We start from the raw sequence: 19,288 nt of genomic DNA on the forward strand, positions 1-19,288 counted from the left end.
AAATATACGAACAAATATTATCCGTATTTTTGTTGCAAATTAAATAAAAAATGGTTGATTTTACTGATAACGACGATGATATTTTCACAGGAAAAGAACATACGCCTATACGGGAAGATGCTTTTGATAAATCGCCACAGGAAAAAATAGAAAAAATCACTGAACTTTTCGGTGAGATTATGGAAACGCTTGGATTGGATATGACGGATGATTCTTTGAAAGATTCTCCAACGCGTGTTGCTAAAATGTATGTGAATGAAATTTTTGGAGGATTACTGCCTGAAAATAAACCGGGAATTTCTACATTTTCCAATAAATACAAGTATAGCCAAATGTTGGTTGAAAAGGATATCACTGTATATTCTTTTTGCGAGCACCACTTTTTACCGATCATTGGGAGAGCGCATGTTGCCTATATTTCAAATGGTGAAGTAATTGGTCTTTCAAAAATTAACAGGATTGTAGATTATTATGCTAAAAGACCACAGGTGCAGGAAAGATTAACAATGCAGATCGTGAACGCTTTAAAAGAAGCTTTGGGAACAAAAAATGTTGCCTGCATTATTGATGCTAAACATCTTTGTGTAAATTGCAGAGGAATTAAAGATACTGCAAGTTCTACAATAACAGCGGAATTAAGCGGAATCTTCAAAACAAATCCTATCACAAGACAGGAATTCTTACATTATGTAGGAAGCCATGCTAAATTGGATTAATAATAAATTAATAATGATAAAATTTAAAAAAGTTTCAGACCAGATTTTTATAGCTACAATTATTTGCTGTTGCTGTGAATGCTGTTGTTAAAAGATTTCTGTCTTTTAGCATGTCTAAACTTTAAACTAAATTTTAAAATCATTACATCAAAAACAACACAATGCAATTAAAAATATACAACTCGCTTACAGCGGAAAAAGAAATATTTAACCCAATTTTAGAAGGAAACGTCGGAATGTATGTCTGTGGACCTACGGTTTACAGCAATGTACATTTGGGAAATGTAAGAACTTTTCTTTCTTTCGACTTTATTTACAGAAGCTTAACGCACTTAGGATATAAAGTGAGATATGTGAGAAATATCACTGATGCCGGACATCTTACAGACGATGGAGACGTAAATAACGACAGATTTGTGAAGCAAACCCGTCTTGAAAAACTGGAACCGATGGAAATCGTACAAAAATACACGGTTGATTTTCATAAGGTTTTGGAAATGTTTAATTTACTTCCTCCAAACATCGAGCCTACCGCAACTGGTCATATCGTTGAGCAGATTGAATTAACTCAAAAACTAATTGAAAAAGGTTTCGCTTACGAAAGCAACGGATCTGTATATTTTGATGTTCTTGAATACAATAAAAGAGGTCTTAATTACGGTGAACTTTCAAAACGTAATATTGAAGAACTTTTCGCCAACACACGTGATCTAGACGGACAGGGTGAAAAGAAAAACCCACAGGATTTTGCCCTTTGGAAAAAAGCTTCACCTGCACACATCATGAGATGGAATTCGCCTTGGGGAGAAGGTTTCCCGGGATGGCACCTTGAATGTACTGCAATGAGCACTAAATATTTAGGTGAAAAATTTGATATTCATGGAGGTGGAATGGATTTGAAATTCCCACATCACGAATGTGAGATCGCTCAAGGAAAAGCTTGCAATGATACCGCTCCGGTAAATTATTGGATGCATGCCAATATGTTGACAATGAACACGCAACGTATGAGTAAGTCGACAGGGAATTACATTTTGCCAATGCAGTTGGTTACAGGAGATAACGATTTCTTTGAAAAGCCCTTCCATCCTTCGATTGTACGTTTCTGTTTCCTACAGGCTCATTACAGAAGTGTTTTGGATATTTCTAATGATGCGATGATTGCGAGCGAAAAAGGTTTCATCAGATTAATAGAAGCGGTAAAAGTTTTAAATTCAATCACGCCAAATGATGAAAAACAATCTGGTTTCAATCTTGAAGAGTGGAAAAATAAAGCGTACGATGCTTTAAATGACGATTTCAATTCTCCGGTTCTTATTGCTCATTTGTTTGAAGCTGTGAAATTTATTTTTGCTTTAAATGATGATAAAGAAACGATTTCAAGGGAAAATCTTGAAGATTTAAAATCAACTTTAAATGCTTTGATATTTGACGTGTTAGGACTTCAGGCGGTTGAAGAAAACAATAATGAAAAGCTGGATCAGACATTACAGGTTTTAATTGAACTGAGAAATCAGGCTAGAAAATCTAAGAACTTTGACCTTTCAGATCAAATTAGAGACAAACTTCTTGCTGAAGGTATTGAATTGAAAGATGGAAGAGACGGAACAACTTACGTTTTAAATTAAAATAATAAAATAAGTATATACTTAAACTCTCACAAATTTGTGGGAGTTTTTTTGTGCGTGTTGTTGTCATTTCGACGAAGGATAAATCACTATTTTAATAATCTTAAAACTTTAAACAAAAATCTTATCGGTTAAAAATTAAATGTAAAGAATTTGTTAAATTTAAATATTCTTCAAATTATCATAATCACACCATTAAAATTAAATTATTGTAAATAGTATTTAAATAGTAGAGATTTTTTATCATCCAATTTGAAAATTATGTAACTTAGTAATAGTAAAATCATTACGAATCTAAATCCAACTTATTATGAAAAAACATTTATTCCCTTTATTTTTGGTATTACTTGGAGCAAACGCTCATGCTCAGCAAGATTTTTTTGCACTGACAGGAAAAGATACTCCAGGTATTGTTTTTAATGATTTCCGTGCTATTGATGCGGTAAACGGAACTTCCGGAGAAGCTGTCTTCACTGCAGATTCTTCTGCGAAAATATTTTCACAGACAAGAAACAGTTCTGTAACTGAGGATAAAAATTCTTACAATAATTCTCAGGCGACAACAATGGCGACGTTGGCGTATGATTCAAGAAATAATAATCTGGTGTACATGCCGATGTTTTCGTCAAATATCTATGTTTTAAATCCTAAAACTAAAGAAATCACTTTGGTTGAAAATAATGTTGTGAGAGTAACTTCTTGCGACATCAATTCTCACATAACGAGAATGGCGACAGGATATGATGGAAATATTTACGCGATGAATAATTCCGGAACACAGTTTTTACAGATCAGTAACAAGAACAATCAATATGTTGTCAATGACCTTGGGATCGTTAAAGATGATTCTTCAAACGGAAAAAACTCTTTCACAACAATTGAAACCGGCTTTGGAGGTGATATGATTGCTGATGCAGATAATAATTTCTATGTTTTTGCAACATCAGGAAATGTTTTCAAAGTTTCAACGATAGAATTAAAGGCAAAATTTGTCGGAAAAATCACAGGAATTCCTGAAGGGTATTCTGTAAACGGAGCAGCGGTGAATTCCAAAGGAAAAGTTGTGATTGCGAGCGCAAAAGGAGCGCCTTTATATGAAGTGAATTTAAATGATTTACAGGCAAAACAACTTCCGGGAAATTTAAATTTACATATTTATGATTTGGCGAGTAAATATTTTGCTAATGATAAAGCTATTTCAAATAGTGCTTTAGCAAATTTAGATATTTATCCGACAAGAGTTGATGAGCAATTAATCAACGTAAATGTGAATGATAAATCAGTAAAAGGAAATCTTAAACTTACTATTTTTGACATCTCAGGTAAGAATGTAATGCAACAGAATTTATCCGTAAAAGATGGCTCATTAAATCAACAGGTTTATTTAAAAAATCTGATTAATGGAGCTTATATTGTAAGTATTGCTGATGAGTCCGGGAAAATATTATTAAGCAAAAAAATTCTTGTAACAGAATAATCTTTTAACTTTAATAAAAACTCAGCCTTTTCGTATATTCGGGAAGGTTTTTTAATGAATATTTGATATTCAATAAGTTTTGTTTTTCGATATTATAATGTATTTTTATAAAAAAATATAGATGAAATTATACTTTAATATAGGTTACAGCGCAAAAATTGGGGAATGTTTGCAGTTGGTTATCAATGAAGAAGGAGCTGTGCCTAAAACTCATAAAATGTTTTGCACTGAGAACGGTTTGTGGAAATGTGAAGTAGATTATTTTTCAAAGTCCATATCTTATAAATACCAGCTTACAGATGAGAAAGGAAATCTTTTGAGGGAAGAATTTGTCTTACATCATCTTAATTTCCCGCATAATTACAAAGAATTTTCAATCTTCGATGAGTGGAATAATAAAAATTTTCCCGAGAATTATTTAAATAATAAAATTCTTTACAATAAACTCAATCAGTTTGTTCCTGAAAAAATTTCGGTCTTAAAAAAACATACCCATTTATTCAGATTAGAGGCTCCGGTGTACAACCCGAATTGGAAGATTGTCTTGTTTGGAAGTACGGATTCTCTCGGAAAATGGGATTATGAGAAAGTAATTCATTTATCTCAGACGGATTTTGGTATCTGGGAAACTTCAGTTGAGATTCCTGAGAACGAATTTATTCAGTTTAAATATTGTCTTTATGACAAAAATGAAGGTAGGGTAATTGATGTAGAAGCTGGCGAAAACAGATTTGCGGTTCCCAATCAGCAGAAAGATGTTTTGCAGATCGTTTCGAGTCATTATTTTAAATTCAAACTATATCAGATGTATCATGATGCAGGAGTTGCGGTTCCTGTGTTCTCTTTAAGAAGTGAAAATGGTTTCGGTGTCGGAGAATTTTCTGATATGAAAGAATTGGCTGACTGGACAAAAGAAACAGGCTTAGGAATTATCCAGATTCTTCCGATCAATGATACAACGGCCAATTACACTTGGACAGATTCTTACCCTTACGCAGCGGTTTCTGTGTATGCTTTACATCCACAATATATTTCTATTGATAATCTTGATTTTAAATTGCCGAAGGATTTAGTTGAAGAATATAATGCTGAAAAATTAAAATTAAATTCTTTAGAATTAATTGATTACGAGGAAATGATTTCCGGAAAATGGAAGTTTTTGAAAGCCGTTTTCAATACAGAAAAAGAGAAGATTTATAAAGACAGAAACTTTAAGAAATTTATAAAAGATAATGAAGATTGGTTGATTCCGTATTCTGCATTTTGTGTATTGAGAGATAAATATAAAACTCCGAATTTCAATGATTGGAAAACACATAAAAAATACATAGCAGGAAAAATTTCACCATTCTTTTCAGCAAAAAATAAAGAATATGATGCCTCAATGCTTCATGCTTGGGTGCAATACCAACTTCATAAGCAACTAAAAGATGCGATTGAATATATCCATAGTTTAGGGGTTTCTGTGAAAGGAGATTTACCGATTGGAATTTATCGTCATTCTGTTGAAGCCTGGACGGAGCCGGAATTATTCGGTATGGATTTCCAAGCCGGAGCACCGCCGGATCAATTCACAGAATTAGGTCAAAACTGGGAATTCCCAACCTATAATTGGGAAGCGATGAAAGCTGACGATTATACATGGTGGAAAAACAGATTCAAAGCATTGGAACAATATTTTGATGCAATGAGAATTGATCATATTTTAGGATTTTTCAGGATCTGGAGAATGCCGATTTCTGCTACTCAAGGGCTCTTAGGATATTTTTATCCTGCAGTTCCGATTACTGAAGCAGAATTTAAGGCTTGGCATATTCCTTTTGATTTTAACAGATATTGCAAACCGTTTATCAATGATCAGATTCTTTGGAATTATTTCGGTGAAGATCACGGAAAAGCATTTGAGTTCATTAATAATAATCATAATGGAACGTATTCTTTTAAAGAAGAGTTTGATACCCAGAGAAAATTATCAGATTTCTTTAAGAAAAATCCAAGAGGTCCGATTGAAGAACAATTGATTGCCCTTTGTGCGAATGTTTTATTTTTAATTGAAGAAAGAGAAGGAGAAACCGTTTATCATCCAAGATTTAATGTCTATAATACTGAGTCTTACAAATATTTGTCGGATTGGGAAAAGAAATCTATTTACGATCTGTATCACGATTATTTCTTCAAGAGACAGGATAAGCTTTGGAGCGAAAAAGCAATGGAAAAACTTCCCATGATCTTAAATGCAACCGAAATGTTGATCTGTGGTGAAGATCTAGGAATGGTTCCTGACTGCGTACCTGCTGTAATGGACGAATTGGCGATCATAGCCTTGAAAGTTCAGCGTATGCCTTCGGATAATATTCCTTTTTATAATCCTAAAAATGCGGGTTATCTGAATGTAATTACGGCTTCTTCGCATGACAGTTCAACGTTAAGACAATGGTGGAAGGAAGATCCGGCTTTGACGCAGAAATATTTTAATCAACAATTAATTCAATACGGTAAAGCGCCGGAAGAATTGGATACTCATTTAGCAGAGATCATTATGAAGCAGCATCTCTACACAGATGCGATGCTGGCTATTTTCCCGATTCAGGAGTTTTTTGCAACGGATAAAGAGCTTACCAACCCGAAAATGGACAATGAAAGGATCAATAATCCTGCAGTATTTCCACATTATTGGCGTTACAGGATGCATTTAAATTTAGAAGATTTAAAAGATAAGACTGATTTTAACCAAAAAATAAAATATTGGGTTAAAGATAGTGGAAGGTTGTAAATTTAACAGTTGATTATCAGTTAATTAATGATATTTTAAAAGAAGTTAAGTCAAAAGATTTAACTTCTTTTTTTTATTTATATCCAAAAGATAGATTAGAGATAGTCTACTATATATTAACCAATTAACGACAATAAGAATGAAAAAAATATTTTTGGGATTTGCTCTGAGTTTGGCGACTTTGTCGTTTGCTCAGCAATATCCAAACAACGGTTACGGTAACGACGGATACAATAACGGATACGGAAATAATGGTTATGAAAATAACAACTATGGAAGTAATAACGGATATTATTCTAACGAAGACGACCAGAATTATTTCCCAGACGATTATTACTACAATTATCCTCAGGATTATTATCCTCAAGATTATTACCAGAATAATTATAACGATTACAGAAGCAGTATCGTAAATGTCAACTGGAATGTGTTTTTTAATCAAAATAGATTGAACCGTTGGCAAATTGATCAAATCTTAAGATTGAATAATCTGTATGTAAGCTTTTCAACATGGGATAACTATTACAGATACAATCCGGACAGATGGTATTATGATAGATTCTATGCGTTACAAAGAATTATGGGACCGCAGATTTTTATTAGTTTTCAAAACAATTATTACAGAGGAGCTAGCCCGGTTGTGTATTTTCAAAACTACAGAAGAACACATTATGCTTCCATTTGCAGACCGATGCCACGCTATAGAAACGTAAATATCAATATTTACAGAGTAGACAGAGCTAAATTTAGAGGGAATAATAATCCTTCCTTTAATATTGTAAGAACGAGCCAAAGAGAAAATAACGGATTTAGAGGATCCGGAAGAGATAATAATAACTCAGGATTCCGTAATCAGTCTATTAAGAGAGATAATAACTCAGGAGGTTTCCGTGAAAATAACGGAACAAGAAATAACGGAGGCTTTAGAGCAGGAACTGAAAACACTGGTGGAACGAGAAATACTGGAGGATTCAGAAATGATGTGAGAACAGAACCTTCTGCTCCTAGAGAAAATAACGGAGGTTTTAGAGGAAACTCAGGAAATAGTGGTGGAACAAGAAGTTCTGGTGGATTCAGAAATGAAACAAGAAGAGAAGCTTCTGGACCTAGAGAGAATAATGGTGGTTTCAGACAGCAAAGATCTGAAAGTTCAGCTCCAAGACAGAACAATAATGGTAACAGAAATTCTTCGGGAGGTTTCAGATTGACAAAGAATTAATAATTTTCATATATTATATTTAAGTGGTGTGAAGGGCAGGTTTTTATAATCTGTCCTTTTTTTTTGTATTTTATTATTTCGATATTAAAATTTAACATTTTTTATGAATATTCAGCTTTAACTTCCGTTTTAATTAAGTATCAAAAAGATGTATAACAATTAATTAATAATTAAATATTTAAAAAGATGAAAAAATTAGTATTAGCAATAGCATTTATCGGAATGGGAAGTTTTGCAATGGCACAACAAACTACTCCTCAGGACAAGCAGGCAAAAAGAGCAGAAATGCAACAAAAAATGCAGCAAAAAGAGCAAGAGCATTTAGATAAAATGCAGAAAGATTTAAATTTAAATCAATCACAGGTAGCTCAGATAAAAGATCTTCACGAAAAGAGAAAAGCTGAAATGAAAGCTGATTTTGATAAGAACAAAGGAGAAAGACAAGCTAAAATGGAGAAGATGAAAGTCAAGAGAGAGCAAATGGATGCGGATATGAAAAAAATCTTAACTCCTGAGCAGTACGGTAAATGGCAAGCTGACAGACAGGCTAAAATGGAGCAAAGAAAAGCAGCAATGAAAGACAGAGGAATGAAGGGTGGAAAAATGAAGAGATCAATGGATACGGCTGCTCCTGCTGTGAATTAAGAGTTTTCAATTTTGATTTTTTAATGTGTTAAGGACGGATGTATTTCCGTCCTTTTTGTATTAAATTTGATTAAATCTTTTGATTTCGGGGTTTTATTCCATAATTTTACTGTAAAATTTATTATTATGGTAAGCGATAAAATTGCACAACTAATTAACGAACAAATAGCTCACGAACAATACGCCGCACAATATTATCTTTCAATGTCTGCTTGGTTTTCCAGCAAAGATCTTGATGGGATCGCCAATTATTTCAGAGTACAAAGCAAAGAGGAATTAATGCATGCTGATAAAATGTTTGATTATTTAAATGATGTAGGAGGACAAATCATCATCGGAGAAATTGCAAAACCACCACACGAATTTGCAAATGCCATCGACATTTTTGAAAAAGCATTGGAGCACGAGAAAAAAGTAACAAAAAGTATTTTCAACATCGTAAAAAATGCGAATGACGAAGGAGATTTTGCTACAACTTCTTTCTTACAGTGGTTCATCAATGAGCAGGTAGAAGAGGAAGCGAGTGCTTCTCAGTACGTAACGAAGATCAAAATGGTGTCTGATAACCCTTCAGCATTATATCTTTTTGATCAGGAATTGTCACAAAGAGTGTTTGTTGCGGATCCAAAGGCTTAAGATTTAACTTTAAATAAGTTTAAGATAACCAGTTTCGGCGGCACCAAAGGTGCCGCCGAAACTTTGTAATCAACCCATTAATAGAAAGATTACGATTAATATTTAGGATGATATTTTATTTTTATAAATTATTAATCCATTTATTAAGGTCTGTGGAAACTTCTAAGCCTAATTTCTTTTTAAGTCGATATTTTGTAGTTTCAACACTTCTGAATGTCAAATTTTTAAATACAGCAATTTCCTTATTACTGATATTAAGTTTTATATACGCACAGAATCTTATATCATTATCATTTAAATTGGGAGTATGACTGATTAATTTTTCGTAAAAATCAGGATATACTTCTTTAAAATACGAAAGAAAAAAGGGACTGTCTTCTTTCGCCATTTGTGTGACCTTATCAAAGGAATTATCATTTAAATGTTTTTTTAATTTAAGAACTTTTAAAGTCTGTTCTTCAAGCAGACGATCATTTTTTAACTGTTTAGAAAGATTAATTCTTCGAATGAAGTAAACGGAAACCAGAAATAAAATAACAAGGCCAGAAATGATAAAATACATTTTATTTTTTTCTAGTTGTTTTTCTCTCTCTTCATCTTCTGAAAGTCTATTGATAACAATGTTTATAGCAGCTTTTTCTTCGTTTTTTATACTGTCATTTAATGCTTTAAATTTCTCCAGATATTCCTTAGCCATTTTCTCGTTATTCATAGCACTGTAAACACTTGAAAGTGAATCATAAGCTTTTCTAATAAGAATTTTAGACTCACCTTTCTTAAAAGTACTAAGAGATTTAAGATAATAATGAAGCGTTTTTTCATGATCACCTTTTACTGCATATAGATTACCATAACTAAACAATGTAATACCTTCAACTAATATAAAATTTCGATCCGGAGCAGAGCAGGCTTTATTAAGATAATATTCTGCTGAATCTAGACGTACATTATTTTCAATAAATCTATCCGCAATTTTGGTATAAGTAAGAGCGCTAGGTAAATTTATAAGAGCTTTTCTATCAATACTTCTCAATGAATCCGGGTGAGCCAAAAAGTTGAGTCGCTTCCATGTATAAATGTAAAATAAAAGATATTTTTTCTGTTTTTCTACAGGAATTTCCTCTGTGTATTGAATAGCCTTATCAAAAAAAGTGTTGGACTTATCAAGCATTCCCAGCCGTGTATAATTTTTGGCATATTCACTATAAATTCTAGCCGAAAAAAGAGGATTATTATCATCTCCCATTTCCTCTTTGGCTTTGTCTAAATAAGCAATACTCTCCTGAAGTTTGTTATAAGAAAAAAGCAAAAATCCGATATTGGTATAGATTGTTACAATTCCTTCCTTATTACCATTCTTTTCATATTTTTTTAATGCATTGATATTAAAATCCATCGCTTTTACATACTCTCCTTTATTGTAATATCCCGCTGTCTTTTGTATTGTTTCTGGAAAAAAAGAATAATCCTGAGATTTACAATTTGCAAATTGTACCAGAAAAAGCAGGGTTAATAATTTTAAGATAATGCGATCAATAAACATGAGTGTATTTTATTACTCGAATTTACGAAAATCAAAAAAACAAATCATGAATTAAAATAAATAAGCGAAAACTCATAATAATAGTAAGATCCCAGGATACTGCAATCTTACTTCGGTGTTATGTTAAATGTTTGATTTCGAATTGATTAAAAACGTGTTGTGTTATTGTAGTGCTTTAATTTAATCTGATGGATATAAATTTGCAAACACAAATGAACATCGAAATACTTTTAATAATACTAGTCATTTTTAAGTATGAGATACGATTCTAAAACACACGAAAGAATAAAAATTTAATCAAAACAAACAATTAAGGAAATGAAAAAACAATTAATTATTTTATCAACTTTACTATATTCAGGTTTTGCTTTCTCACAAATCGGAGTAAATACTCCCGAACCTAAAGCTACATTAGACATTATGGGTACTACTTTTGGTATAAAAAATGGCAATAGATCTGCAAGCTGGGACAATCTATGGTTTAATGTAGGATCGCGCGGACCATCTATTAATGCATCTGGAGCAGAAGATGGAATACAGTTTAATGTGGGAGCCAACGCAATAGGAACTTACGGAGATGAAGGACAGGTGTTGACAACAGTAGCTACAATGCGACCTAATGGAAATGTAGGCATCGGTACAATTTCTCCAAATAATAATGCAATATTAGAATTATCTGCTACCAACAAAGGATTTCTTCCTCCAAGGCTTACAACAGCTCAACGAGATGCAATTCCTGCAGCTAGTAGACCAGCCGGGTTGATGATCTACAATGCAACTACCAATTGCATGGATTTTTGGAATTCCGCATCTTGGGTTTCTACTTGTGCGGCTGTGACACCACCTGCAGGTACCATAACAGCAATCACATGTGCAAGTGCTACTAATATTGGAACACTATCAAGAGGTTTAGCAGCTAGTGGAGTTACATCTGTAATTCCTTATACAGGAGGAAACGGAGGAACACATGGCGGGCAGACAGTAACTTCTACAGGAGTAACAGGTTTAACGGCAACTTTAACCGCAGGAAGCTTTGCTAATGGAGCAGGAAATCTTACCTACACCATTACAGGGACTCCAACTGCAGCAGGAACAGCTAATTTTGCCATCAATATTGGAGGAAGAACATGTACATTATCAAGAGCAGTAGTTGTTCCTGTAGGAGCAATTTCAAGCTTAAACTGTGGGGGCGCTACCAATACTGGAACTTTAACAGGAGGAAGTGCGGCTTCAGGAGTTTCATCAGTAATCCCTTATACTGGAGGAAACGGAGGAACATATTCTGCTCAATCTGTAACATCTACAGGGGTGCCAGGCTTAACAGCAACATTAACAGCAGGGAGTTTTGCTAGTGGAAACGGAGCAATCACTTATACCATTACAGGAACTCCGGCAGCTTCAGGAACGGCAAGTTTCTCCATAAACATTGGAGGACAAGCATGCGTGCTAACAAGAACAGTATCTGCTGCTGCAAATCCGCCAGCATTACCAGGTGCAAGTTGTACAGCCAATTCATTCCTGATACCATATACTGCAAATGGTGGTACAGCAAATGGAACCATAAATGGTATTCCGGTTACAGCTACTATTACTTCAACTAATTTTACATCGGGAGCAGGACTTACCAACTGTTTTGGAGCTACACAGGCAACAACTTTCCGTGGAGGATCAGCCAGTGCAAATATATTAACAATCAAATTCAACAAAGCAGTAAGTAATGCTAAAGTATATGATACATTTACTGGAGGCTCAGGGGTCGACTGTTGAGTATTACAATAATGGAATAAAAGTTACCCCAATAGGAAGTATTCAATATGGTAATTGTGGATACGGGGCAAATTCTACAATTGCAAGACCAGCAGGAGGTGTATGGTATAATGAAATAAGAATACGTACCATCGGTACCAATATTGAAATGATCTGTGTAAGTGATGTTCAATAAAAATAAATAAAATAATACATCATTATTAAAAATATTTTAATATTTCATCATGAAATCTTAGTGTTTGTGTTTAGTGAGCAGAGGTAGTTTTTACTCCTCTGCTTTTTCTAAATACTTCAATTTTTTTTTTTTTTTTAAAATTAATAAATTCTAAATAAAGAGTACGAAAACCTTTATTTACAAATAAATCAACTGAGTTCTTAAAACCTTTCTTCCCAAATGTTCCAAAACATTTTTATATCGTTCAATCTGTCGATCATTCTTCGCCGTTTCTTCACCGGTCTTGAAATCAACAATAATATACCCTTCACTACCTTTTAAAATTCGGTCGGGTCTGTAGATTCGGCTTTCTCCATTTTCTGAGATCATGATATCCTGTTCATTGATCACTTCCCATTTTTCATCAAAAAACTCTGAATACGTATTAACGATCTCTTCTAGAGTTTGCTGAATGTCATTTTTTTCTTCCACGGTAATTTGTCCTTCCAAAAGATAACTTTCAAGAACTTTTGCAATATCTTTTTCGGTATTAATTTTTGATAATAATTCGTGAACAAAAAGACCAATTCTCACTTTCTCGTTTCGAACCTGATAATTTTTCGATGGAGTAGCAATTTTTACGGAAGTACTTTTTTCATTGATATTTTTAAGATTCTCAATATTTTTTGTTTTGAAAGATGAAGTTTTATCTTTCGAATACTTTTTCAGCATTTCGGGCTTCACTTCGTATAGATCAAACTCGTCACTTTCATTGATATTTTTAGTTTGAAGAAATTCTAAAAGCTCCAAATTGTTGGAGGTTTTGTTTGCTTTTTGCAGATAGAAAAATAATTGCTCAACAGGTCGGGTAGTAGCAACATATTGCAGACAAAGCCTGTCGACAAGGTTTTTGTAAGAATTTTGTTTGTTGAATTTCTCAATTTCCTGATCGTAAACTTCAAGATTTTTACTGAACTGATTGATATTAACAGACTTCAAAGCTTCATCACTGTTTGTTTCAAACCAGTTGGTAAATTCACTGTCACGGTTCTTATTCATCATCGGAATAAAAACGATGGGGAACTCCAATCCTTTAGATTTGTGGATCGTCATGATCTGGATCGCATCAATATTTTCCGAAGCCTGAATGGTGTAGGTAGAAGCTTCTTCATCCCAATATTTCAAAAATTCTTTGGTACTGGCTCCTGCATTTTGTGTGAAGTTGAAAAGCATTTCTAAAAAGTTCAGAAGAAAATCGGTTTCTTTGTTTTCAAGGGAAAATTCGTTGACGTAATATTCTACAAAATTATATAAGTTAAATTTCGGAAAATTATCCTGCTTTAATTGTAAAGAATAGGTCTGCTGAAGAAATTGTAAAATTTCCTCATGCGTTTCAATATCCAGAATTTCCTTCATTTGTAGTGTGAAATCCGGCATACTGATTCTTCCTAATGTATTCAGATGATACATCATCATGATTAGATTAGGTTTGTTTTTCGGGTTGATTTCCCATTTCAAAAATTCAATGACAGCCTGTAAAGTATTCGATAATTCTAAGGTTAATCCTTTATCAGAAATGGTTTTGATATTCGTCTCTTCACCACGATAATTGACTTTCAGATTCCCCAGTTTTTGAGAATAACTGAAAATATCAAAATTTCCACGGCAGAGAATCGTAATATCAGAAAACTTAAAACCATTATTCAGACATTCCTGAATATCTGTCTTCATCCTTTCGGAAGTATCGTTGTAAAAATCTTCGTTGGTGAGATTTTCAATAAGATTTACTTTAACGCGGCCTTCATTGATGGATTTGGCGTTTTGTTCGGCATCGGTTCCGAAAATATTTTTATGTTCTTCTTCAAGATTTCTAGAATGATATTCGTATAATTCGTTATTAAACTGAACAATATTCTTTGCACTTCGCCAGTTGTCTTTTAAAACAAGTAACTGTGCTTCTTTAGGAGAAATTTCTTTTTTATTGATAATATCGAGCATTAATTTACTTTCTCCACCACGGAATCGGTAAATACTCTGCTTCGGATCTCCCACCAACGTAAAAGAAGTATTTTCCGTTGAAACGCTGTGATCTCTTAACGGAACAAAATTCTGCCACTGAAGCTCAGAAGTATCCTGAAATTCATCAAAGAAATAATGCTGGAACTGTGAACCTACTTTTTCATAAATAAAAGCTGAAGGCTCGTTTTTAAGATTTTCGTTAATTAAAATATTAAATTTTGAAAGCAAAACAAGATCATTCTCATCTTCAATTTTTTTCAATTCATCCTGAATATCTTTATTAACCTTCAAAGGTAGTAAAGCTGATAAAATTTTCTCTTTTTTCTGAGTTTCGATGAATAAAAGAATCAATTGCATTCTGTTTTCCAGCAATTGCTCTAGAATTTCAAAAATTTCAGATTCTTTACTTTTAGATTTTGCAGAAGCCCCTTTTCGGTAATTATTCACAACAGATTCTTCCTGCGTCGTCGGGAACGGGAATCCTGCTCTTTTTTGATTGTAAAAATCTAAAACTTTGGTAAAAAATCCTCCAATTCCATTTTTTCCCTGTGCAAAATCCTCGATCTCAATATTTCTTGATTTAAATAATTCGATTGATTTTGTTGCAACCTCTAAAGAATGTTTTTTATTGAAAATTATCTCTTTTCGGATCGTATTTTTTATACTTTCATAATTCGTATCATCAAAGCTTTTGTTACTTTTAAGATGCTCATAATGAATGTCTTTTACAAACTCTTTTGCAGAGTCGTAAAGGTTTTTATTAAGGTTGATTCTTTCGTTGTTTTCAAGGCTGTAGTCTACATAATCCATAAAAGAATTAGAAATAGACTCATTTTCACCGATCTGGTCAAGCATTTTGTCTACAGCTTCGATCAAAAAAGGTTCTGCATCAATTTCAAGATTAAAATTTTTCGCCAAACCCAATTCATAAGAGAAACTTCTTACCAATCGGGAGTTGAAACGGTCAATCGTTCCAATATTTAAAGTAGAATAATTGTGAAGGACATAATCTAACATTTTTTTAGAACGGACATGCAATTCGTCGATCGTTATTCTTAATCCTTGTTCTTCAAATGCTTTTTGAATATTTTTTAAATCTGTATTTGTCGCAAAAGTATCTCCGGCAAAATTATTCAACCAGGATAAAATCCTTTCCTTCATTTCATTGGCAGCCTTATTGGTGAAGGTCAAAGCCAATATATTTCTGATGGCGTGTTGCTGGTTAGGATACCGAAGACAGATCATCAAAAGTCTCTGAACCAAGGCGTAAGTTTTCCCTGAGCCTGCAGAAGCATTGATTACTGTGTAAGAATTTTGCATTTTTTTGAAAGAATTGAGAGTGCAAGTTAGCTAATTTTTAAGTGAAATTTTAACAAATTCAATTCGCTATTTAACAATTTAGAAATAGAAAATTCACAAAAATTTCCTAAAACGCGTTAACTGTGGTTAAACTTATTAAATACAGTGAAAATAGCTTTAGTTTTGCATTATAAAAAAACTTTCCGTGAAATTTAAACTACTTTTTTTATTATTTACTATATTTTTCATCCATATCAATGCTCAGGATTATATTTTTGGGAAGATATCTTCTGAAGAAAATATTGAGATGGCTGATGTTACGGTCATCAATATCCGAACTGATGAAAGGGTTTTAACAAATCGGGACGGACATTTTATGGTCTTTGGAAGACTGGGCGATGAACTCCGTTTTGTGAAATCCGGTTATGAAAGACTTAATAAAAAGGTGACCCAAGAAAATATAAGTTCTTCCATCAATATTACTTTAATAAGATCTGCTGCATTAATTGCTGAGATTGAAATAAAAAAAGGCCTCACCGGAGATATAAAAATTGATTCTAAAAATCTTAATCCTCCAAGAAAAGTTGAGAAGTTAAAAAGTGATCTGGCGGTTTATATGTCTCAAAAATCAGATCCAAGACTTCTGGCAGCAAGAGCCGGAGAGTTTGTTCAACCCAAAGGACAAGGTTTTTCTATCGGAAAGATTAAAAATAAATGGGATGATGTAGATTTTATGGATTATCTTACAAAGGCATTGGGTGAGCGATATTTTACAGATCTTAAAATAGATAAAGCACTGACTCAGAATTTTATTTATTATGTTTTTGCAGGCGGTTTTGAGAGAAAAAACATCTTAAAATATGGATATTGCAGTGATGCGGATCTGTACAGATTCCAACGATTTGTTTTAACGAGAATTTCGTCTTATCGTGCTCCTCAAACCCAAAAATAAATCCTTTTAACAGATGAAAAAGACACTTTTTCTAATCTTCATGTTTTTATTTGAATCTATATTTTCTCAACAGAAAATTACAGGTAAGGTGGTTGATGAGAATAATATTAATCTGAATTCTGTTTTAATTGTAAATATTTCCAGTAATAAAAGTGCTCACAGTGATTCTTCCGGACAGTTTATGATCGAAGCTCAGGAAAATGATGAAGTCCGTTTTGTAAAAGATGGATATTATCGTACTGATAAAAAGATCACAAATGGAAATATAAATACTCCTTTTAATGTAACGCTTTTAAGAGCTGAAACTTTGATTCCGGAAGTTAAAATTACCTATAAACCTACCGGAAATCTTGAAAAAGACAGTAAATATTTTGATGGTTCAAGAAAAATTGCTTCTTTGAATTCTACAATGGAAAAATATATGAAGAGTCCGTTAAATGAAGCTTTACCGGATAATTCGATTTCAAAAACCTTTAAAGGTCATGACTTCAGCGCGGGGCAAGTTGACATGGTAAAGCTAATAGGCTCTGCAATAGGTTTAGTAAAAAAAGCAACTCAGCCTAAAATTACAAAACCAGATTATTTTGAAAGCCGGAATTTTATCAATAAACTCAAAACAGAAATAGATCTAGGTTTTCTTAAACAATATGGAATGACGGAGGAGCAGATTGATAAGTTCTTGCTGTATGCTAATGATACAAGGGGACTGGCAAAAAATTACAGAAAAGACTTCAACAAACAGACTGTTGAAACTGAATTGAGAATAGCTTTTGCATTATACAAGAAAACTGAAAAAGTAGGAAATTAAAAATAGTGAAGCTCAATAATAAATATACATTTTTATCAGACTGGAAAAAAGTTCTTCTGATCCTAATATTTTTGTGTAATTACATGTTTTCTCAGGAAACAGTTACAGGAAAAATTACTGATGATAATGATATTAATCTTGGCTCCGTTACGGTAATTAACATTTCGACAGATCAAAAAGTATATACCAATTCTCAGGGTGAATTTTCTATTGAAGCCTTTAATAACAATGAATTAAGATTTGTAAGAGCAGGCTATGAAAGAGTCTCCAAAAGAGTATTGACAGACGGAATAAATTCTCAATTATTTATCACACTAGTTAAAATTCCGGAAGAGATAGAAGAGGTTAAAGTTACCAAAAGATTGACCGGCGATTTGGCCGATGATTCCAGAGCTGTTGCGAAAATAGATAAGGACGAAATTGTTCAGCAAGCAGTCGGGCTTCCGCAGCCTATCGGTAAAATGAGGGAAAAACCTGCAGAAGTGAAAAGCGTTTTGCTTCCAATGCTTTTAGGAAATCTTAATGTGCAAGGCGTTTATGATCTGGTAAGTGGAAAAGCAAGAAGACAAAAACGTCAATATCGATATGATGATCTGCAGGAGCATATTATGTGGATCCGTAAGAGAGTTGATGATGATTATTTTACAAAAGCAGGAATTCCTGCTGAAAGAATTTCGGAATTTATAGAATTTTCTTTTCTCACAAAGCCTCACACGAGAACCTACGTTAAAGCCAAAAACCTGTCCGGAGTGTTATTAAGCCTTGAAGAAGTAATCCCTCTTTATGCAGAAAGATTAAAGCAAATTAAGCAATAATTTAAATGTTAAAAAAATCTTAAATTTTCGGAATAGAAATTGATATAATTATAGAATTAAAATTAATCAAATTCACGATTTTTATGAATAAAAACATTCTTGCAATTGCGGTTGCATCTTTAGGCTTCATTATTGGTCTTGGACTTTTAGGAAGTGCTATTAAAAATAGAAATAAATCTGAAAATACTATTTCTATTACTGGTTTAGGTACGAAACAATTCACTTCCGATTTAATTACTTGGTCGGGAAGTTTTTCTAAAAATAATGCCGATCTGAAATCTGCTTATGATGAATTGGCGATGGACAGAAAAGTGATCAACGATTATCTTATTTCAAAAGGTATCAAACAAAGTGAGATCGTTTTTTCTTCGGTAGATATTCAGAAGCAGTTTAGAAATTATACGGACTCAAATGGAAATAATGTACAAGGAGAATTTTCGGGATATAGTCTGACGCAGAAAGTTTCTATTGAAAGTAAAGAAGTCGCAAAAATTGAAAACCTTTCCAGAAATATTACGGAAATTATCAACCGTGGGATAGAATTTACATCTTCTTCACCATCTTATTTTTATACAAAATTAGCGACAGTAAAGCAGGAAATGATTGCTTCTGCAACGAAAGATGCTAAAGAAAGAGCTGAAAAGATTGCAGAAAATTCTGGAAGTAAATTAGGAAATCTGAAAAAGGCGACGATGGGAGTTATTCAAATTACAGCCCCAAATTCTAATGAAGATTATTCGTATGGCGGAACTTTTAATACTTCTTCTAAAGAAAAAGAAGCGAGTATTACGATTAAGTTGGAATATGAGGTGAATTAAATTTTCTATTAATTATCAA

Annotated in this window: 15 protein-coding genes; 13 read left to right on the forward strand and 2 right to left on the reverse strand. The window is 33.1% G+C overall.

The features are described from left to right. Positions 1-50 precede the first annotated feature (50 nt). From folE to EG348_RS09325, 7 genes are all read left to right on the forward strand, one after another. Entirely contained in the window at positions 51-716 is a 666-nt protein-coding gene (gene folE / locus EG348_RS09295) for a GTP cyclohydrolase I FolE (protein WP_066752686.1), read from the forward strand. Between the two features lie 161 nt (positions 717-877). Beyond that, positions 878-2,344, forward strand: a complete 1,467-nt coding sequence (gene cysS / locus EG348_RS09300) for a cysteine--tRNA ligase (protein WP_123982698.1) — start codon at positions 878-880, stop codon at positions 2,342-2,344. A 310-nt stretch (positions 2,345-2,654) separates the two neighbouring features. Then, the gene (locus EG348_RS09305) at positions 2,655-3,821 is read left to right on the forward strand and encodes a T9SS type A sorting domain-containing protein (RefSeq protein WP_123982700.1); all 1,167 of its coding nucleotides are present in this window, start codon (positions 2,655-2,657) and stop codon (positions 3,819-3,821) included. Positions 3,822-3,942: 121 nt separating this feature from the next. Beyond that, complete coding sequence (locus EG348_RS09310) at positions 3,943-6,594, forward strand: 4-alpha-glucanotransferase (RefSeq protein ID WP_123982702.1); 2,652 nt, start codon at positions 3,943-3,945, stop codon at positions 6,592-6,594. 139 nt (positions 6,595-6,733) lie between these two features. Continuing rightward, positions 6,734-7,813: a hypothetical protein gene (locus tag EG348_RS09315; protein WP_123982704.1), complete on the forward strand. Its 1,080-nt coding sequence runs from the start codon at positions 6,734-6,736 to the stop codon at positions 7,811-7,813. Positions 7,814-7,999: 186 nt separating this feature from the next. Then, entirely contained in the window at positions 8,000-8,458 is a 459-nt protein-coding gene (locus tag EG348_RS09320; RefSeq protein WP_123982706.1) for a hypothetical protein, read from the forward strand. A gap of 126 nt (positions 8,459-8,584) precedes the next feature. Further along, positions 8,585-9,094: a ferritin gene (locus tag EG348_RS09325; protein WP_123982708.1), complete on the forward strand. Its 510-nt coding sequence runs from the start codon at positions 8,585-8,587 to the stop codon at positions 9,092-9,094. Between the two features lie 121 nt (positions 9,095-9,215). Here EG348_RS09325 and EG348_RS09330 read toward each other — a convergent pair whose 3' ends face one another. Beyond that, a complete protein-coding gene (locus EG348_RS09330) occupies positions 9,216-10,637 on the reverse strand; it encodes a tetratricopeptide repeat protein (protein ID WP_123982710.1) in 1,422 nt (473 codons plus the stop codon). Between the two features lie 318 nt (positions 10,638-10,955). Between EG348_RS09330 and EG348_RS09335 the strand changes: the two genes are divergently transcribed. Both EG348_RS09335 and EG348_RS09340 read left to right on the forward strand, forming a co-directional pair. Continuing rightward, on the forward strand, positions 10,956-12,404 hold the full coding sequence (locus tag EG348_RS09335) for a hypothetical protein (protein WP_123982713.1): 1,449 nt from the start codon (positions 10,956-10,958) through the stop codon (positions 12,402-12,404). Then, positions 12,367-12,579, forward strand: coding sequence for a hypothetical protein (locus EG348_RS09340; RefSeq protein ID WP_123982714.1), 213 nt, complete (start codon positions 12,367-12,369; stop codon positions 12,577-12,579). Before EG348_RS09335 ends, EG348_RS09340 begins: the two co-directional genes overlap by 38 nt. Before the next feature lie 177 nt (positions 12,580-12,756). Here EG348_RS09340 and EG348_RS09345 read toward each other — a convergent pair whose 3' ends face one another. After that, positions 12,757-15,897, reverse strand: coding sequence for a UvrD-helicase domain-containing protein (locus EG348_RS09345; protein WP_123982716.1), 3,141 nt, complete (start codon positions 15,895-15,897; stop codon positions 12,757-12,759). Positions 15,898-16,081: 184 nt separating this feature from the next. Between EG348_RS09345 and EG348_RS09350 the strand changes: the two genes are divergently transcribed. The 4 genes from EG348_RS09350 to EG348_RS09365 all read left to right on the forward strand — a co-directional run bounded on the left by EG348_RS09350 (position 16,082) and on the right by EG348_RS09365 (position 19,269). Next, on the forward strand, positions 16,082-16,828 hold the full coding sequence (locus EG348_RS09350) for a hypothetical protein (protein WP_123982718.1): 747 nt from the start codon (positions 16,082-16,084) through the stop codon (positions 16,826-16,828). A gap of 13 nt (positions 16,829-16,841) precedes the next feature. After that, a complete protein-coding gene (locus tag EG348_RS09355; RefSeq protein WP_123982720.1) occupies positions 16,842-17,636 on the forward strand; it encodes a hypothetical protein in 795 nt (264 codons plus the stop codon). A 5-nt stretch (positions 17,637-17,641) separates the two neighbouring features. Next, positions 17,642-18,451 carry a carboxypeptidase-like regulatory domain-containing protein gene (locus tag EG348_RS09360; RefSeq protein ID WP_228414854.1) on the forward strand — a complete coding sequence of 270 codons (810 nt, stop codon included), beginning with the start codon at positions 17,642-17,644 and terminating at the stop codon, positions 18,449-18,451. Between the two features lie 83 nt (positions 18,452-18,534). Continuing rightward, complete coding sequence (locus tag EG348_RS09365) at positions 18,535-19,269, forward strand: SIMPL domain-containing protein (protein WP_123982722.1); 735 nt, start codon at positions 18,535-18,537, stop codon at positions 19,267-19,269. Positions 19,270-19,288 lie beyond the last annotated feature (19 nt).

It is taken from the genome of Chryseobacterium sp. G0201 (genome assembly GCF_003815655.1).
GTDB lineage: Bacteria > Bacteroidota > Bacteroidia > Flavobacteriales > Weeksellaceae > Chryseobacterium.

Coding starts and splice junctions, on each gene's coding strand:
- EG348_RS09330 (WP_123982710.1), bottom strand. CDS start 10,637: ATGTTTATTGATCGCATTATCTTAAAATTATTAACCCTGCTTTTTCTG.
- EG348_RS09345 (WP_123982716.1), bottom strand. CDS start 15,897: ATGCAAAATTCTTACACAGTAATCAATGCTTCTGCAGGCTCAGGGAAA.
- EG348_RS09325 (WP_123982708.1), top strand. CDS start 8,585: ATGGTAAGCGATAAAATTGCACAACTAATTAACGAACAAATAGCTCAC.
- EG348_RS09310 (WP_123982702.1), top strand. CDS start 3,943: ATGAAATTATACTTTAATATAGGTTACAGCGCAAAAATTGGGGAATGT.
- EG348_RS09355 (WP_123982720.1), top strand. CDS start 16,842: ATGAAAAAGACACTTTTTCTAATCTTCATGTTTTTATTTGAATCTATA.
- folE (WP_066752686.1), top strand. CDS start 51: ATGGTTGATTTTACTGATAACGACGATGATATTTTCACAGGAAAAGAA.
- EG348_RS09340 (WP_123982714.1), top strand. CDS start 12,367: ATGATACATTTACTGGAGGCTCAGGGGTCGACTGTTGAGTATTACAAT.
- EG348_RS09305 (WP_123982700.1), top strand. CDS start 2,655: ATGAAAAAACATTTATTCCCTTTATTTTTGGTATTACTTGGAGCAAAC.
- cysS (WP_123982698.1), top strand. CDS start 878: ATGCAATTAAAAATATACAACTCGCTTACAGCGGAAAAAGAAATATTT.
- EG348_RS09320 (WP_123982706.1), top strand. CDS start 8,000: ATGAAAAAATTAGTATTAGCAATAGCATTTATCGGAATGGGAAGTTTT.
- EG348_RS09335 (WP_123982713.1), top strand. CDS start 10,956: ATGAAAAAACAATTAATTATTTTATCAACTTTACTATATTCAGGTTTT.
- EG348_RS09315 (WP_123982704.1), top strand. CDS start 6,734: ATGAAAAAAATATTTTTGGGATTTGCTCTGAGTTTGGCGACTTTGTCG.
- EG348_RS09365 (WP_123982722.1), top strand. CDS start 18,535: ATGAATAAAAACATTCTTGCAATTGCGGTTGCATCTTTAGGCTTCATT.